Consider the following 17,452-nt stretch of genomic DNA (forward strand, 5'->3'; position numbering starts at 1 on the left):
AAATGTCTGTAATCATTCTGGCAGCAGGGATTGTTGTTTTTCTCTGGGGAAGTAATGTGCTGTTTCAGAAAGCATGTATACGAAGAGAAACACCCTGGCCAGATCTGGGAAAAGCGGACGAAGTTGAATATGAAGAACTTATAGATGCATATAACATAAAAAGAGAAATAAATGAAAGTATTATTATTTCAGCAGAGGACGGAATGAAACTGGCTGGAAATTATTATGAACGAAAAAAAGAAGCACCGGTTGTTCTTTTCTTTCATGGACTCTGGAGCCATTCTGCTGTAGATGGAGTAGCTATATACAGGATTACGAAAGAAATGAATTGGAATCTTCTTCTGGTTACGTCACGGGCACATGATGAAAGTGGAGGAACAATTGCCACACTGGGAATAAGGGAAAGATATGACTGCCGTGACTGGGCAGAATGGGCTGCTGATCGTTTTGGCGAAAATACACCATTGTTTCTTATGGGAATTTCGATGAGTGGTGCGGCAGTAATGATGAGCAGTAATCTGGATCTGCCGGATTCGGTATGTGGGATTATTGAAGACTGCGGGTATATCTCTCCTATGGAAATGATTACCTTAAATGCTGTGGAGAAACTGCCAAGGTGGTTTCCGGAAGGAATATTTAAGATTTTTATGGAAGCTGGTACGAGAATTTACGGACATTTCAGTTTATACGAAGCAGATGCAGGAAAAGCATTGTCTGAAACAAATGTGCCGATTCTGATCATTCATGGTGATAAGGATTGTATAGCACCGGTTTCCATGGCATATAGTCTTTATCACCGGTGCAGAAGTGAAAAAGAACTGTTTATTGTTCATGGAGCAGATCATGCTGGGAGTTACCGCACAGATCCTGAGAAATATAAGAGAACAGTAAGTAAATTTTTAAAAAAATATGCTGCTGTGTATATACAGAAAAAGAATATGCAGAACGGAATTTATTAGAATTTCAGGATTGCCGTAAGGACAGGATTGCAATATAATAAAAGAAAGGATTAAATGACAGATTATGGATAGCAGATTACAGGTAAGCCGATTAGATAACACGGATACGGAAGATGAAATTGAAATAGAGTTAAGGAGGGTGTAAAAATTCTTGTGTCTATGGAAAGTAAATCTTTTTGATAAGAAAAAGAGGAAAACAAAAAAGGCCGGAACACATAAAAAACAGATATAGAAACAGAAGGATTATTATGAAACTAAATGGAAAAAGAGGAAGCAGGACTAAGACCAGTCATGCTTCCTTTTTTGCGCATGTATCTTTCTGATTTTCAATATTTTCCGAATAAATCAGTATTGTTTTGTTTGATTCGGTTTTGTTCAGTATCTGTTAAAAATCACACGGAATTGATAAAAGTTAGACAAACAAAACAAACATTTATAGAGAAAAATGATAAAAATTTAGAAAATATCTATAAATGCGCTTGTGAAAATGACGAAAAAGGCATATAATTAACGTTACAATATGTAAAGAGTGCAATAAAAAGAGAAAAACAGGTATAAGGAGGGTGCGAAATGCTAGATCAGTCATTTTATCAGAAAGCGGATGAGATCATTGCTTTCTATGGTAAAAAGCCGGCATCACTGATTCCGATCATGCAGGATATCCAGGGGGTGTACAGATATCTCCCGGAAGAATTGCTTACATATGTTGCGGAGCAGATCGGTGTAACAGAAGCGAAAGCGTTCAGTGTTGCCACATTCTATGAGAATTTCTCATTTGATGCGAAAGGTAAATATGTGATCAAGGTCTGTGACGGAACAGCCTGTCATGTAAGAAAATCAATACCGGTTCTGGAAGAACTTTATAAGAAACTGGGGCTGTCAAAGACAAAGAAGACGACAGACGATATGATGTTTACTGTGGAAACAGTTTCCTGTCTTGGTGCCTGCGGACTTGCACCGACTATGATGGTCAATGAAGAGGTATATCCGAGAATGACTCCGGAGAAGGCAGATGAGCTGATCGATAAACTGAGAGGGGGCGAACAGGGATGATCCAGAATAAGGAAGTATTGGAGCAGATCAGAGAAGAAGCTGTGAAAGAACTTAATTCTTATGACTGCCGTATTCTTGTCTGTTCAGGTACCGGATGTGTGGCAACCGGTTCTCAGAAAATCTATGAGAAATTCATGGAGATTGCCAAGGATGCTCCGGGAGTTACCATTGAGTTTGGACCTCATGACAAAGATGCACATGTAGGTGTAAAGAAAACAGGATGTCAGGGTGTCTGTGAACTTGGACCACTGGTTCGTATCCAGAAGGGCGACGATGTAATCCAGTACACAAAGGTTCAGATCGAAGACTGCCAGGAGATTTTTGAGAAGAGTGTTCAGGGTAATGAGACTATCGAGAGACTGCTTTACCAGAAAGGCGGCAAAGTAAGCCGCGGACCGGAAGATATTCCGTTTATCGCGAAACAGACACGTATTGTTCTGAAGAACTGTGGTAAGTTTGATGCAGAATCTCTGAATGAGTACATAGCAAGCGGCGGTTTCCAGGCTCTGGAGAAAGCAATGTTTGAGATGGATCCGGATCTGGTTATTGATCAGGTTGATAAATCCGGTATCCGCGGACGTGGCGGCGGCGGCTTCCCGGCAGGTAAGAAATGGATTCAGGTAGCACGCCAGGCTGACCCTGTTCATTATGTAGTTTGTAACGGCGATGAGGGTGACCCGGGAGCATTTATGGATGGTTCCGTAATGGAAGGTGATCCTTACCGTCTGATCGAGGGTATGATGCTTGCAGCTTACGCAGTAAGAGCACAGCATGGTTATATTTATGTACGTGCGGAGTATCCTCAGTCTGTAGCACGACTGAAACATGCGATTGCAGTTCTGGAAGAAGTGGGACTGTTAGGTGATGACATCCTTGGAACAGGATTCTCCTTCCATATGCATATCAACCGTGGAGCAGGAGCTTTCGTATGTGGCGAGGGTTCTGCCCTGACTGCATCTATCGAAGGAAGCAGAGGCATGCCTCGTGTAAAACCGCCCCGTACAGTTGAACAGGGATTATGGGCGAAACCTACTGTTCTGAATAACGTAGAAACTTATGCAAATATTCCGGAGATTATTCTCAAAGGTGCAGACTGGTACAGAAGTATCGGTACAGAGGGATCACCTGGAACAAAAACCTTCTCACTGACAGGTTCTATTGAGAATACAGGTCTGATCGAGGTCCCGATGGGAACAACCTTAAGAGAAATCATTTTTGATATCGGCGGAGGACTGAAATCCGGTGCTGCGTTTAAAGCTGTTCAGATCGGCGGACCATCCGGTGGATGTCTGACAGAAGAACATCTGGATGTACCCCTTGATTTCGATTCTGTTAAGAAATACGGTGCGATCGTTGGTTCCGGTGGTCTGGTAGTTATGGATGAACATACCTGTATGGTAGAGGTTGCACGTTTTTTCATGGGCTTCACCCAGAGAGAATCCTGCGGTAAATGTGGTCCCTGCCGTATCGGTACCAAACGTATGCTTGAAATCCTTGAGAGGATCGTAGACGGAAAGGGTGAAGTAGAGGATCTGGATAAACTGGAGCATCTTGGAAATTTCATCAAGGACCGTTCACTCTGCGGACTTGGAAAGAGTGCACCGCTTCCTGTGCTTTCCACATTAAGGAACTTCAGAGATGAATATGTAGAGCATATTGTTGATAAAAAGTGCGCGGCTCATGTATGTAAGGCAATGCGTTCTTATGTGATCGATCCTGAGAAATGTAAAGGATGTACCAAGTGTGCGAGAAACTGTCCGGTTGGTGCGATCACAGGCAATAAGAAAGAGCCTCACAGCATTGATACCTCCAAGTGTATTAAGTGCGGAACATGTCTGGAAAATTGTGTATTCGGCGCAATTTCTGTGAATTAAGGAGGGTGAAAAGATGATTCATTTGACAATAGATGGAATTCCTGTAGAAGTGGAAAAAGGTACGACCATTCTGCAGGCTGCCAGACAGATCGGAGTGGAGATTCCTACACTCTGCTATCTGGAAGATGTATTGCCGGATGGTTCTTGTCGTTTGTGCGTGGTAGAGGTAACAAACAATGGAAGAACCAAATTTGATACGGCATGTACACTTCGCTGTTCAGAAGGTGATGAAGTACAGACAATGTCAGAGAAGGTAGTTGCATATCGTAAAGATACCCTTGACCTCCTTCTTTCTGACCATCGTGTACACTGCTTCTCCTGTGAGGCAAACGGTGACTGTAAATTACAGGACTACTGTTTTGAATATGGTGTGACTGAGACAAGCTATCCTGGTGAAATGAAGGATATGCCGATAGATGATACCAATAAATTCTTTACCTATGATCCAAGCCTGTGTATTCTCTGCCATCGCTGCGTGAATACATGTAAGGAGATTGTGGGAAGAGGTGCCATCGACACTATGGATCGTGGTTTCCAGTCAGTGATCGGTGCACATTACAAACATAAATGGAACGAAGGTATCTGTGAATCCTGCGGTAACTGTGTACAGGCCTGTCCGACAGGTGCACTGACCATGAAGCGCAGAAAGAAATACCGTCCGTACCAGATTGACAAGAAGATCCTGACTACCTGTCCGCACTGTGCAACAGGCTGCCAGTATTATCTCCTTGTAAAAGACGGAAAGATCGTAGATACAGAAGCTGTAAACGGACCGTCCAACAAAGGATTGCTCTGTGTTAAGGGCCGCAGCGGATGCTTCGATTTCGTACAGTCGCCGGAGCGTATTAAATATCCGCTGATCAAGAATAAAGAAACAGGTGAATTCGAACGTGCAACATGGGATGAGGCGCTGGATCTTGTTGCTTCCAAATTTATGGAGATCAAGAAACAGTATGGCTCTGATTCTCTTGCAGGCTTTGCATGTTCCAGATCACCCAATGAAGATATTTACATGGTACAGAAGATGGTTCGCTGCTGCTTCGGCACCAACAATACAGATAACTGTGCACGTGTATGTCATTCCGCATCTGTAGCAGGTCTTGCGATGACTCTTGGCTCAGGTGCCATGACAAACCCAATTGAGGATATCACAAAGAATGCAGATCTGATCATGCTGGTTGGTTCCAACCCTGAGGAAGCACATCCTGTAGTCGGCATGCAGATCCGTCAGGCGGTCAAGAGAGGCTGCAAGCTGATCGTAGTTGATCCTCGTGATATTGGTCTGGCTAAGAAAGCAGATATCCATCTGAAACTGAAACCTGGTACAAATGTTGCTTTTGCAAACGGCATCATGAATGTGATCCTTTCTGAAGGTCTTCAGGATGACAAGTTCATTGCAGAGCGTACCGAAGGTTTTGAAGAATTAAAGGAAATCGTAAAAGATTACATACCTGAGAAGGTAGCTGAAATCTGCCACATTGACGCAGACGATCTGAGAAAAGCAGCAATCATGTATGCAAAAGCAGACCGCGCTCCGATCATCTACTGCCTTGGTGTAACCGAACATTCCACAGGTACAGAGGGCGTTATGTCCATGTCCAATATGGCAATGATGGTTGGCAAGCTTGGACGTGAAGGCTGTGGTGTTAACCCGCTTCGTGGACAGAATAACGTACAGGGTGCCTGCGATATGGGTGCTCAGCCGAATGTATATCCAGGATATCAGAAGGTTACTGATCCTGCAGTTCGTGAGAAGTTCGAGAAAGCATGGGGTGTAAAACTTGATCCGAATATCGGAACTCATGCAACCGATGTATTCCCGAAGGCAATCACAGGCGAGATCAAAGGTCTGTATATCTATGGTGAGGACCCGGTAGTTACTGATCCGGATACCACACACATTATCAAAGCATTAAAGAGTCTTGATTTCTTTGTACTTCAGGAACTTTTCATGACAGAGACAGCTCAGTATGCAGATGTTATCCTTCCTGGTGTAAGCTATGCAGAAAAAGAGGGTACATTTACCAATACAGAGCGCCGCGTACAGAGGGTGCGCAAGGCTGTCACAGTACCTGGCGAGATGAGACTGGATACAGATATTATTATCGATCTGATGAACCGTATGGGATATCCGCAGCCACATCTGACTTCTGCTCAGATCATGGATGAGATCGCATCCCTGACACCGAGCTTCGCAGGTATCAGCCATGAACGTCTTGACAGTGAAGAAGTTCATGGACAGGGACTTCAGTGGCCATGTACCTCCAAGGATCATCCGGGAACACCAATCATGCATGTTGGTAAATTCTCCCGTGGTCTTGGCTGGTTCTACCCTGCAAAATATGTACCGTCAGCAGAACTTCCGGATGAGGAATATCCGATCATCCTTATGACAGGACGTATTCTGTATCATTATACAACAAGAGCCATGACGGGAAAGACACCTGAGCTTATGGAGATCGAAGGTAAGTCATTTATCGAAATGAACATCGTAGATGCCGATAAGCTGGGTATCAAAAACGGTGATAAAGTCAGAGTTTCTTCCAGACGAGGATCCATTGAATCTACCGCTCGTGTAGGTACAAAGACCTCACCGGGTGAGAGCTGGATGCCATTCCACTTCCCGGATGGAAATGCAAACTGGCTGACCAACGCCGCACTTGACAAATACGCAAGAATTCCTGAATATAAGGTATGCGCAATTAAGATTGAGAAAGCATAAAACAATATCGGAGACAAAGTTCCGGATCTGATATCGTAAATATTATATGGGGCTGTCGCACATGGATCTGCTGTCCTTGCGGCAGCTCCATATTCCTTTATGGAAAGGCAAAAATAATCATTCGGCAGTACATCATTCTGTGAAAGTACGGAACGGTTACAGATAATTTTTTGTGAAAAATATAGTGTTACATAATAAGGAGTACGAGGCATGCAGAGATTTCAGTCAATCCTTCAGTTTAAAAAAGTCAGTTGCAAAAACTGTTATAAATGTGTCCGGAACTGCCCGGTCAAGGCAATCCGTGTTCATGATCATCAGGCCAGGATCATAGAAAGCCAGTGTATTTACTGTGAGAAATGTATCCTTGTCTGCCCGCAGGATGCCAAGGAAGAGCAGAATATGATCCCTGCGATCCGCAGTGCAATGGAAAATAAAGCACAGGTTGTTGCCTCTCTTCATCCGGCGTATCTGGCACGTTTTGGGGTAACCGGTATCAACGGGATAAGAGAAGCAATGAAGAAACTGGGATTTGCAGATGTGGCAGATGCAGGGGAAGGTGCAAGCCTGATGACTGCGCAGTACAGAACACTTTTTCCGGAGCAGAAGGAACAGGGAGTGATGATCTCTTCCGCCTGTCCTGTAATTGTGCAGCTTGTCAAGAAACATTATCCGCATCTTCTGGGAAATCTGGTACAATCTGCCTCTATGATGCAGTTTCATGCCAGTTATCTGAAAAAACAATATCCGAAGGCAAGGATTGTCTATGTAAGTCCATGTATTTCGGCTATGTCAGAACTGAGAGATTCAGGAAATGAAGTGGATTATGTTATTACATTGGAAGAGCTTGCTCAATGGATGAAAAAAGAAGGAATTTCCATAACTGAGGAAGAACCTGAACAGATTGCCTACCGTTCCAGAGAAATTGCGATTGCAGACGGCTTAACGGATCTGATTGGCTCTGTAAAAGGAATCCGCAAACTTTCCGTAAGTGGGATGGAACAGTGCAGGGAGGTTCTGGAAGAACTTCATCCGGAGGATTTTGCAAACTGTTTTCTTGAGATGTATGCATGCAGCGGGGGATGTGTGGCAGGTCCTTCTTTTCAGATGAAGAAAGGACGTTATCTGGCAGATGTTCTGGCAGTGAAGAATGCAGCTTTTGGAAAAGATTTTCACAGAGAGCAGGGAGACTATGAACTTCCGGGATTTGAATTGAGAAAGAATTTCGGTTACTGTCCTGCACAGGAACAGGAAGAGGTCTCAGAGGAAGAAATCAGGGATGCTCTGGCGGAAATGGGGAAATTTTCTCCAAAGGATGAATTAAACTGCGGTGCCTGTGGGTATAACACATGCAGGGAAAAGGCAATTGCCATTATCCAGAATAAAGCTGAGGTTGCCATGTGCATTCCATATATGCGGGCAAAACAGGAAAGTTACTCCAATAAAGTCTTTAATGCCATGCCCGGACTTCTGGTAACTGTGGATTATAATCTGAAGATCATTCAGATGAATGAGGCGGCGTCCAAATTGTTCAATATGCCGAAAAAGCGGCGCCTGATCGGGAAACCGGTATCGGAGATCATGGATGATTACAGTCTGGCGAGTATACTGGCTTTTGAACGGAATCTGATGCAGGATGAGATTTATCTGGAGGATCAGAAATGTTATCTGGATCGCGTAATGACGAATGATAAAGAAAATAAAATGATCCTCTGCATTATGAAGGATATTACAAAGGAGCGGAAGCATAAAGATCAGATTCATAATGCCCAGATTGAAGCTGCGCGTATGGCAGATAAGCTGGTAGAAGAACAGCTGAAGATCGTGCAGCAGATCGCCGGACTTCTTGGAGAAACTGCTGCGGACACCAAAGTGGCAGTAGAAAAACTGAAAAATACCATACTTCTGGAGAGTGAAGAAGAGAATGAAAAGAAATAAGCATCATGGACTGAATGTGGAATTTGACGGCTTATGCATGGATTTTGGTCATGTGAGCCTGAATAAAAAGAAAGAATTTCTCTGTGGGGACTGCTATAAGATTGAAGAAAATGATAAAGACCATGTTCTGGTGCTTTCTGACGGACTTGGGAGCGGAGTAAAGGCGAATATCCTTTCCACGCTGACTGCAACCATGCTCAGTACTATGATCATTAATCAGGTGGAACTGGATGAGGCAGTGCGTGCAGTGGCGAAAACGCTTCCTGTATGCAGTGTGAGAAATCTGGCATATGCCACTTTTACAGTGCTGAATTTTCAGGGGAAACAGGTAAGTCTTTATCAGTTTGATAATCCGGATGCAATTCTGATCCGGGATGGCAAGCTCTTTGATTATCCGGTGGAGACAAGTATGATCGAAGAGAAGGAAATCCATAAAAGCTGTTTTGAACTGAAAGATGAGGATATGCTGATCATTATGTCCGACGGTGTCACCAATGCGGGAATGGGAAAAACTACCAACGGCGGCTGGGGAAGAGATGATGTAATGGCTTTCTGCAGGGCAAAGTACCATAAAGGGATGAGTGCACAGGAGATGGCAGGCTATCTGGCAGAGGCCAGCCTGGATCTGAATCTGAATGAAACGGATGATGATATTACAGCCATTGTCCTGCGGATGCGGCATAAACAGGTGGTAAACCTTATGATCGGCCCGCCAAGTAAGGAGGAGCATGATGAGCGATATCTGAAGTCCTTTTTCGATTCAGAGGGATATCATGTAATCTGCGGCGGAACTACTGCACAGTGTGCTGCCAGATATCTGGATAAAGAGCTGCTCTCTCTTAGTGAAACTGCCAGCGGAGACGTTCCTGCCTATTATAAGCTGGAAGGTACAGAGCTGGTGACAGAGGGATTTCTTACGATTGAGCATTTGCTTGAATATTGTGAAGAATGGATGGAGGACAGGCTGTCCTTTAACAGGCTGAAACGAAAAAAGGATGCGGCAGCATTGCTTGGTGCGATGCTGTTTGAGCAGGCAACGGATATTAATTTCTACTTTGGTGGTGCTATCAATAAGAGTAACGTGGAACTGGGAATCACAGAAAAAAGGAAAGAACAGGCAGCAGAAGAACTTGTGGAGTATCTGCAGAATGCAGGAAAGAATGTGAATATTGCATTCTGGGCGATCTGAGAAAGCAGGAAAAACAGCAGTACGTGGTTTTATAAAGAGACATCAGGAAGGATGAGACAGAAAATGGCGAAGATATTATGTGTATGCATCAGTAAGGAACGCAAGACCTGCTCGCAGAACATTCATGAATGTGAAGCTGATCTGCAGGGACTTGTGGGAGATGTGCATTATGGAATGGGCGGAAGAAAGCAGGTCAGTCTTCTTCCTTATGAGAAGGTAAAAGAATATTTCGAACATTCAGGAGAAGAATTCAGATATGGCCGGTTTGGAGAAAATCTCCTTGTGGAAGGGATTGACTGGAACAGTATTGCGGAGGGGAACAGATTTCGTTGTGGAGATGTACTTCTGGAAGCAGTCAGGATCGGTGCGGGCGGTCCTGCATCAGATGCTTATAAGGGAGAAAAGGTATGCACGCCCATGGAGCCCTGGTTTGTATTCTGTCAGATTCTGGAGGCAGGAGTGCTGAGAGAAGGAGAAAGCATTCTCCAACAGAGATGAAAAATATGTAATTCTTCAGCAGTGGGCTGAATATTATGATGTTATAGCAATTTCCGAAATGCTGAAGACAATCTGATTTATAAAAAATAAGGTTCTAATGGAGTGCCGTAGTGATATTATTCTCTGAAATTGCTATAGAGTTCAAAGGGTAAAATTAATATGTCCGCCAGTTGCCCTGGTGGAAAAAATGTAAATATACAAGAGGAGGAATTAGTGCGTGGAGGGAATCAGTGTAGAACAGGCAGTGGAACAGATTCTGCAGCATACGCCTGTAATAAATGAGACAGAAGAAACAGAACTGAATAAAGCAGGGGGAAGAGTCCTGGCGCAGGATATGGTGGCAGGGTTTGACAATCCTCCTTTTGACCGCTCTCCGGTAGATGGCTATGCGTGTAAGGCAGAGGACCTTGCAGGTGCCACTAAAGAGCATCCGGTGAGGCTGAAAGTCATGGAAGAAATCGATGCCGGACAGTATTCGGAAAGAGAAATCCAGCAGGGACAGGCAGTGCGCATTATGACAGGTGCTGCAATACCCAATGGCTGCAACTGCTGTATTTATCAGGAGGATACCGATTATGGAGAAGATACGGTAGAAGTTTACAGTGAACAGAAGCGATGGAGTAATTATTGCTTTTCAGGAGAGGATTTCAAAAAAGGAACTACACTTCTGAAGAAAGGGTCACATATCGGATATGTGGAGGCAGCAATTCTGGCCGGAATGGGAGTGGCGAAAGTGCCGGTTTACCGTCAGCCGAGAATCGTGCTTCTGACTACAGGAGATGAAGTGGTAGAACCGGGACTTCCATTACCGGAAGGAAAGATTTACAACAGCAATATGACAATGCTGTCTGCCAGACTGCGTGAACTGGGAATCGAATCTTTCCATATGGAAGCAGTCAAAGATGATCCGACGGTTATGTCTGAGAAATTAAAAGAAGCAGCAAAAGCGGCAGATATGATCATCACTACCGGAGGTGTATCTGTAGGCAAGAAGGACATTATGCATGAGTCCCTGAGACTGATGGGGGCAGAGCGGATTTTCTGGAGGGTAAAGATGAAACCGGGAATGCCTACACTGTTTTCTGCATATAAAAAGACTTCCGATATAACTGCAACAGATCATTGCGCTTCAGAAAGAGAGATTCCGATCATCAGTCTCTCCGGAAATCCTTTTGGTGTTGCAGTCAGTATAGAACTTTTGATTCGTCCTGCACTGGAAAAGATGATGCAGGATTCATCAATTGGTCTGAAAGAAGTAAATGGCATTATGGCTGATAACTTTGAAAAAGGAATTAAGGGTCGCCGCTTTATCCGGGCATATCTGGAAAATGGAAAATTTCATCTTCCCAAGGGTCTTCATTCTAACGGAGTCCTCAGTTCCATGGCTGGCTGCAATTGCCTGATTGATACAAAAACCATGGAAAATCAGGAAAGCAGAAGCCTGAATGCAGGGGATAAAGTGAGCGCGATTTTGCTTTGAGAGGAGCAGCAAACAGGTGGAAAGAAAAAGAATATTTGCAATCAGCGGTGTAAAGAATTCAGGGAAAACAACTCTGATCTGCAGGCTTTTGGAGATTTTTAAAGACAAGGGTCTTAAAGTGGCGGTGCTGAAGCATGACGGGCATGATTTCGTGCCGGACGTACCGGGAACGGATACATACTGTCAGCTTCAGTCCGGAGCCTACGGCACAGCAGTTTTTTCAGCAGGCAAATATATGCTGGTAAAACAGCAGCCGCAGATTTCCGAAAAAGAGCTGACAGAATTTTTTCCGGAGGCAGATCTGATCTTACTGGAAGGATTTAAATACAGTACTTATCCGAAAATTGAAATTATCCGTAAGGGAAATTCGGCAGAAAGTGTCTGCAATCCGGAAAAACTGATGGCGATCGCCACAAACCTGGATGCAGAGGAAAGAGATGCACTGTCTGTACTGGAAAATGTTCCATTCTTTGAACTGGACAATGCAGAGTGTATTGCAGAATTTATTCTGTCGGATTATTTCCGGTAAAGAGTTTCATACGGTCACGTCGCGCGGCACAGATAAGGGTAAGGTGGTATTCTTTGGCCATGGCAACTGCCTCGGCGGAAGGGGATGCCTTGCTTGCCAGAACCGGTATTCCGGCGCGGATTGCCTTGATCGCCATATCTGTAGGGATACGTCCACTGGAATAAACCACGCATTTCTTCAGGTCAATATTATGGCGCAGGGCATAACCGATGGCCTTATCCAGAGCATTATGGCGTCCGATATCTTCGCACTGAAAGAGCAGTTCTCCGTCACAGGCAAGGAAACAGCTGTGAGTTGCCCAGGTCTGGCTGTGAAGCGGGGTACCATTGGCGAAACAGTCTGCAAGGTCAAAGATCCACTGTTTTTTCCATGGGACAGGTGTAACTGGCGTCATTGGCTGATCTGTGATAAAATAATCATTAAGAACACGATTTCCGGTGCAGCAGGTCGGAGTAGGAGCAACATAATCTTCATTTTCCTCATGAGACTGCCCGGATTTATTTTTACTCAGGATCACGCGGGCACGTTTGCCGAATTCACAGATGTAGATCTGGTCAACGTCATCAGCAGAAGAGATGATTCCTTCAGTAAAAAGACGCCCCAGAACCAGTTCAGCCAGATGTTGTGGGATACAGACCAGTTTCATGGTCAGACGTTCATTTACATATACATCCATCATGTGTTCCACAAGAATGGGTTCTGTTTCCTCATGAACCTCTCCGTCACGTCCCAGAAACTTGTAAGTGACATTTTCGAGAAGATTCAGATTGTGGTATTGTTCGTTGATTTTCATAGGACAGTTCCTTTCGTTCGTAAGGATTTAGCCGAATAAACTGCGGAGCAGTTATTTGGTGCAGAGCTGTGTAGCGAAGCGGATGAGTTTATCCGCCTGACTTTTGATACTTCAAGTATAGACTGCGGAGTAGAGAGTGTCAAACGATTATGAGAGAAAACATTGTCGTAGGCAATTTGAAATGAATTGTAATTATCAAAAAGTAAAAGGCAGGTAGAGCCAATGAAAGATAAACATGGAAGAGACATAGATTATCTGAGGATTTCCCTCACAGATAGATGCAATCTGCGGTGCATTTACTGTATGCCGGAGGAAGGTGTAAAATCACTTTCGCATGATGAAATCCTCACATATGACGAGATCCTTCGAATCTGCAGGTGCGGGGCAGAACTGGGGATCCGTAAGATTAAGCTGACAGGAGGAGAGCCTCTTGTACGAAAAGGCTGTCCCGGACTGGCAAAGCAGATTAAAGCAATTCCGGGAATTGAAAAAGTGACATTAACTACAAATGGAATCTTGCTGGGAGAGCAGCTTGACGAGCTGATGGATGCAGGAATCGATGCGATCAATATCAGTCTTGACACACTGGATCAGGAACTGTTTAAAAAAGTAACCAGGAGAGATGGTCTGGATAAAGTATTTGAAGGAATCGAAGCAGCGCTTGCTTATCCTGGATTTTTACTTAAGATTAACAGTGTGCCGATAATTAAAGAAAAAGAGAATTTTATTGCTGTTGCAGGACTTGCAAAAAAATATCCAATCCATGTGCGTTTTATAGAAATGATGCCCATTGGATATGGAAAACAGTTCCCATTCCAGGATGAAGAATCTATCAAAGCAGTACTGGAAGAAGCCTACGGTCCGATGCATGCAGTCAATGAACGCTACGGAAACGGTCCATGCCATTACTATGAAATTGCAGGCTTCAAGGGAAAAATCGGATTTATCAGTGCAATGACTCATAAATTCTGCAATCAGTGCAACCGAGTACGTCTTACATCCGAAGGATTCATGAAAGGATGCCTCCAGTATCAGGAAGGTACAGACCTGCGGGAGCTTATGCGCGGCGGCTGCGCGGATTCGGAACTGAAAAAAGCAATTTATCAGGTGATCTGGAATAAACCGGTGAGCCATAATTTTTATGAAGCGAAGACAGAGCAGGATGAAATCAGAGGAATGTCACAGATTGGTGGGTGAGGTATGTAAGACGCTCTAATCGCTATACAGACATTTCTGTCTGTGATTTTATATATAATATAAAGAAAAAATCAATACTTTTATTGATGATTTATATAAACAAAAAGGAAAACTGACAATGCGAAAGAAAGAAATTTCTATGATTATTCTTGCTGGCGGTGCCAGCAGCCGCATGGGACGGGACAAATCAGATCTGACAATAGACGGAAAGACATTTCTTGAGATGCAGATAGAAAAAGGAGAAAAGCTTGGAATCAGTGATATTCTTCTGTCAGGCTATCATGGCGAGAAAAAATATAAATATCCCGTTATACCAGACCGCTTCCCGGGAAAAGGTCCGCTGGGAGGGCTGGAAGCCTGTTTTCGTAAAGCAAAGAATCCATACTGCCTGGTACTTGGCGTAGATGTTCCTCTGGTTCCGGCAGAAGAACTGGTGGCACTGATTCGCCAATCTCTGTGTTCAGATGCAAAAGCAGTGATTATGAGTCACGGCGGGCATGAGGAACCTCTTATGGGAGTATACCGTACAGATCTGGCAGATGCCATGCTTGAAGAAATCACTCTGCGCAAAGGCGCGGTATTTGCTTTTCTGCAGAGAAATGGATATGAATGCTACGAAAGCCAGATCCCGGACCGGTATTTTTCCAATATTAATGATCCTGAAATGTATTCAAAAATTCAAACTACAGCAATGCCATTGAAAAAATAAATTACTTTTCACTAAGATGTAGAAAAGCCCATTTTTCTGTGATAAGATGATAAGGATTCGATAAACAATGACTGTTTTACGAACAGACAGAAAGCATGCATCAAACTGCATGACAGAAGAGAACGGAGTTGAAAAGGTGAAAAAAAGAAAAAATTTTTTCAGAAGTCTGCGTTTTCGTATTCTGATCATCCTGATCATTCTGGGAATCGTGCCGGGGGTTATTGTAACATATACGATGCTTCATAACTATCAGAACCGGGCGGTTGTAATGCTTACAGAGACAGTGGGTGATCAGTGCGATATTTTATGTAATCTGATCATCAGGGAGAATTATCTCAATGATACAGATTCAGAGGTTGTAAACAGTAAGCTGGAACTGTTTTCCAATGTGTATAACGGACGCATCCTGCTGGCTGACAGAGATTTTAAGATAGTGAGTGATACCTTCCACACAGAGGAGGGAAAGACGCTTCTCAGTTCACTGGCTGTAGCCTGTCTGAAAGGAGAAGAGACAAGCAATTATGACGCAAGGAGTAAAGTACTGGAGATTGCGGTTCCTGTACAGAGTCCAGATGTGCAGCAGCTTCAGGGCGTGATGCTGGTAAGTGTTTCGGCTTTTGATATTGCGGAAACACTGGCAGAGATGGAACAGAGAAGCGTGATGCTGATCGGAAGTATTGTTGTTCTTTCAGTATTTCTGGCATGGCTGCTCTCTACAATACTTGTAAAACCACTTGCAAGAGTGACGAAGGCCATTGAAGATCTGACAGATGGCATGCTGGATGAAGAGATCAGTGTTCCTGACTACACGGAGACAGAACTGATTACAGATGCATTCAACAAGATGGTCAACCGCATGAAAATCCTTGATGAATCCAGGCAGGAGTTTGTATCCAATGTGTCCCATGAACTGAAGACACCTCTGACTTCCATGAAGGTTCTGGCAGATTCTCTGGTTGGACAGCAGGGAGTCCCGGAGGAACTGTATCAGGAGTTTATGGGCGATATTACTGCTGAGATCGACAGAGAGAATAAGATTATTACAGATCTGCTCTCACTGGTAAAGATGGATAAGAAAGCAGCAGATGTGAACATCACCCATATGGATATCAATCAGCTTCTGGAGGATATCCTCAAGCGCTTGCGTCCCATTGCAGACAAGCGCAATATTGATCTGATCCTGGATTGCTTCCGCCCTGTGGATGCAGATGTGGATGAGGTGAAGTTTACTCTTGCTATCAGCAATCTGGTGGAAAATGGTATCAAATATAATGTAGATGATGGCTGGGTCCGTGTGTCTCTGGATGCAGACCATAAATATTTCTATGTAACAGTGGCAGATTCCGGTATGGGAATTCCTGAGGACAGTATTGAGAGGATCTTTGAGCGTTTCTATCGTGTGGACAAATCACATTCAAAAGAAATCGGGGGAACCGGTCTGGGACTGGCGATCACCAAAAGTTCTATTGCAATGCACCATGGAACGATTAAAGTACTCAGTAAAGAGGGAGAGGGAACTACATTTTCTGTGCGTATTCCTCTGTCTTATATACCGTCATAGGAGGTGCCATTGTGAAAAAGAAACTTTCAATTATTATAACAGCGTTAATACTAAGCATCCTTACGGCCGGGTGTTCTGTGGAGGTGCATGAAGATCCGGGTAAGCAGGATGCCAAATATTATCTGTACCATATCAGCTCTGATGAAACTCAGCTTCAGAAAGAAGGTTACTCTCCGGAGGAGACAACTGCAGACTATATGCTTAAGGATATGATGCAGCGGATGAACAGCCAGCAGACAGATTCGCAGAACCGGATCAGTCTGCTTCCTGAAGGAGTACAGATGAATTACAGTATAGAAGAGGACGTGCTGGTGGTAAACTTTAACAGTCAGTACAGCAGCATGAGCCGCGCCAGAGAACTGCTTGTGCGGGCAGGCGTTGTGAAGACTTTCCTTCAGGTTCCGGGAATTAATTCTGTACGTTTTACAATAGAAAATGAAGATCTGACGGATTCCAAAGGACAGGCGGTGGGAAATATGACTGCAGATACCTTTGCCGAGTTCACGGGGACTGAACCGGATGCCTATTGCAGCAATACCTTTACGCTTTATTTTACTGATAAGAGTGGTCAGAAGCTGGTAAAAGAACAGCGTACTGTGCGGTATAAACGCAGTATCCCCAAAGAGAGGATCGTTCTGGAACAGTTAATGAAGGGACCGCTGGAAAAAGGGCATTACCCTACAATTCCGGAGAATACGGAGGTTCTGAATGTGACCATAGCAGACAGAATCTGTTATGTGGCATTTGATGGAGTATTTTCTTCCTATGCGCTGGATGTATCGGAGAAAATACCGGTATATTCTGTGGTAAATTCACTGCTGGATGTGCTGGATGCAGACAAAGTGCAGATTACGGTCGGCGGGAAGGACAAGTTGGATACCTTTGGTGAGAAAATGGAGCTGTATCGTTTTTATGAAAAAAATGATAAGCTGGTAGTCAAATAAAAAGAGTGA

15 protein-coding genes are annotated in these 17,452 nt (G+C 44.0%); 14 read left to right on the top strand and 1 reads right to left on the bottom strand.

Annotated features, from left to right (window positions below; translation table 11 throughout):
- Window positions 1-2 precede the first annotated feature (2 nt).
- From G4417_RS04155 to mobB, 10 genes are all read left to right on the top strand, one after another.
- Window positions 3-959, top strand: coding sequence for an alpha/beta hydrolase (locus G4417_RS04155; RefSeq protein ID WP_173717665.1), 957 nt, complete (start codon window positions 3-5; stop codon window positions 957-959).
- 258 nt (window positions 960-1,217) lie between these two features.
- Window positions 1,218-1,466 (top strand): hypothetical protein, encoded by a 249-nt coding sequence (locus G4417_RS04160; RefSeq protein WP_173682716.1) that lies wholly within the window; start codon window positions 1,218-1,220, stop codon window positions 1,464-1,466.
- Between the two features lie 63 nt (window positions 1,467-1,529).
- Window positions 1,530-2,012 (top strand): complex I 24 kDa subunit family protein, encoded by a 483-nt coding sequence (locus G4417_RS04165; RefSeq protein ID WP_008706192.1) that lies wholly within the window; start codon window positions 1,530-1,532, stop codon window positions 2,010-2,012.
- Window positions 2,009-3,886 (top strand): NADH-quinone oxidoreductase subunit NuoF, encoded by a 1,878-nt coding sequence (locus tag G4417_RS04170; protein ID WP_022380635.1) that lies wholly within the window; start codon window positions 2,009-2,011, stop codon window positions 3,884-3,886. The genes G4417_RS04165 and G4417_RS04170 overlap by 4 nt, the downstream gene beginning before the upstream one ends.
- Before the next feature lie 13 nt (window positions 3,887-3,899).
- Entirely contained in the window at window positions 3,900-6,608 is a 2,709-nt protein-coding gene (fdhF, locus tag G4417_RS04175; protein WP_173682717.1) for a formate dehydrogenase subunit alpha, read from the top strand.
- Window positions 6,609-6,818: 210 nt separating this feature from the next.
- Window positions 6,819-8,543, top strand: coding sequence for a [Fe-Fe] hydrogenase large subunit C-terminal domain-containing protein (locus G4417_RS04180; protein ID WP_173682718.1), 1,725 nt, complete (start codon window positions 6,819-6,821; stop codon window positions 8,541-8,543).
- Window positions 8,530-9,732, top strand: coding sequence for a PP2C family protein-serine/threonine phosphatase (locus G4417_RS04185; protein WP_202048486.1), 1,203 nt, complete (start codon window positions 8,530-8,532; stop codon window positions 9,730-9,732). The genes G4417_RS04180 and G4417_RS04185 overlap by 14 nt, the downstream gene beginning before the upstream one ends.
- Before the next feature lie 63 nt (window positions 9,733-9,795).
- A complete protein-coding gene (locus G4417_RS04190) occupies window positions 9,796-10,230 on the top strand; it encodes an MOSC domain-containing protein (protein WP_173682719.1) in 435 nt (144 codons plus the stop codon).
- Window positions 10,231-10,447: 217 nt separating this feature from the next.
- Window positions 10,448-11,710, top strand: a complete 1,263-nt coding sequence (glp, locus tag G4417_RS04195) for a gephyrin-like molybdotransferase Glp (RefSeq protein ID WP_173682720.1) — start codon at window positions 10,448-10,450, stop codon at window positions 11,708-11,710.
- A gap of 16 nt (window positions 11,711-11,726) precedes the next feature.
- Entirely contained in the window at window positions 11,727-12,239 is a 513-nt protein-coding gene (gene mobB, locus G4417_RS04200; protein WP_173682721.1) for a molybdopterin-guanine dinucleotide biosynthesis protein B, read from the top strand.
- Here the strand turns inward: mobB and fdhD are convergent.
- A complete protein-coding gene (gene fdhD / locus G4417_RS04205) occupies window positions 12,214-13,032 on the bottom strand; it encodes a formate dehydrogenase accessory sulfurtransferase FdhD (protein WP_243872071.1) in 819 nt (272 codons plus the stop codon). The genes mobB and fdhD overlap by 26 nt on opposite strands.
- Before the next feature lie 222 nt (window positions 13,033-13,254).
- On the opposite strand from fdhD, the gene moaA reads away from it, so the two are divergent.
- From moaA to G4417_RS04225, 4 genes are all read left to right on the top strand, one after another.
- Window positions 13,255-14,229, top strand: coding sequence for a GTP 3',8-cyclase MoaA (gene moaA / locus G4417_RS04210; RefSeq protein WP_173682722.1), 975 nt, complete (start codon window positions 13,255-13,257; stop codon window positions 14,227-14,229).
- Window positions 14,230-14,347: 118 nt separating this feature from the next.
- Window positions 14,348-14,938 (top strand): molybdenum cofactor guanylyltransferase, encoded by a 591-nt coding sequence (gene mobA, locus G4417_RS04215; protein ID WP_173682723.1) that lies wholly within the window; start codon window positions 14,348-14,350, stop codon window positions 14,936-14,938.
- Window positions 14,939-15,047: 109 nt separating this feature from the next.
- Window positions 15,048-16,499 carry a sensor histidine kinase gene (locus G4417_RS04220; RefSeq protein WP_173682794.1) on the top strand — a complete coding sequence of 484 codons (1,452 nt, stop codon included), beginning with the start codon at window positions 15,048-15,050 and terminating at the stop codon, window positions 16,497-16,499.
- Window positions 16,500-16,510: 11 nt separating this feature from the next.
- The gene (locus G4417_RS04225; RefSeq protein ID WP_173682724.1) at window positions 16,511-17,443 is read left to right on the top strand and encodes a GerMN domain-containing protein; all 933 of its coding nucleotides are present in this window, start codon (window positions 16,511-16,513) and stop codon (window positions 17,441-17,443) included.
- Window positions 17,444-17,452 lie beyond the last annotated feature (9 nt).

This window comes from Blautia wexlerae, assembly GCF_013300825.1.
GTDB lineage: Bacteria > Bacillota > Clostridia > Lachnospirales > Lachnospiraceae > Blautia_A > Blautia_A wexlerae_B.

Bases quoted from the DNA above. Each gene is read 5' to 3' on its own strand.
- G4417_RS04155 (WP_173717665.1), top strand. From the start codon at position 3: ATGTCTGTAATCATTCTGGCAGCAGGGATTGTTGTTTTTCTCTGGGGA.
- G4417_RS04160 (WP_173682716.1), top strand. From the start codon at position 1,218: ATGGAAAAAGAGGAAGCAGGACTAAGACCAGTCATGCTTCCTTTTTTG.
- G4417_RS04165 (WP_008706192.1), top strand. From the start codon at position 1,530: ATGCTAGATCAGTCATTTTATCAGAAAGCGGATGAGATCATTGCTTTC.
- G4417_RS04170 (WP_022380635.1), top strand. From the start codon at position 2,009: ATGATCCAGAATAAGGAAGTATTGGAGCAGATCAGAGAAGAAGCTGTG.
- fdhF (WP_173682717.1), top strand. From the start codon at position 3,900: ATGATTCATTTGACAATAGATGGAATTCCTGTAGAAGTGGAAAAAGGT.
- G4417_RS04180 (WP_173682718.1), top strand. From the start codon at position 6,819: ATGCAGAGATTTCAGTCAATCCTTCAGTTTAAAAAAGTCAGTTGCAAA.
- G4417_RS04185 (WP_202048486.1), top strand. From the start codon at position 8,530: ATGAAAAGAAATAAGCATCATGGACTGAATGTGGAATTTGACGGCTTA.
- G4417_RS04190 (WP_173682719.1), top strand. From the start codon at position 9,796: ATGGCGAAGATATTATGTGTATGCATCAGTAAGGAACGCAAGACCTGC.
- fdhD (WP_243872071.1), bottom strand. From the start codon at position 13,032: ATGAAAATCAACGAACAATACCACAATCTGAATCTTCTCGAAAATGTC.
- moaA (WP_173682722.1), top strand. From the start codon at position 13,255: ATGAAAGATAAACATGGAAGAGACATAGATTATCTGAGGATTTCCCTC.
- mobA (WP_173682723.1), top strand. From the start codon at position 14,348: ATGCGAAAGAAAGAAATTTCTATGATTATTCTTGCTGGCGGTGCCAGC.
- G4417_RS04220 (WP_173682794.1), top strand. From the start codon at position 15,048: ATGACAGAAGAGAACGGAGTTGAAAAGGTGAAAAAAAGAAAAAATTTT.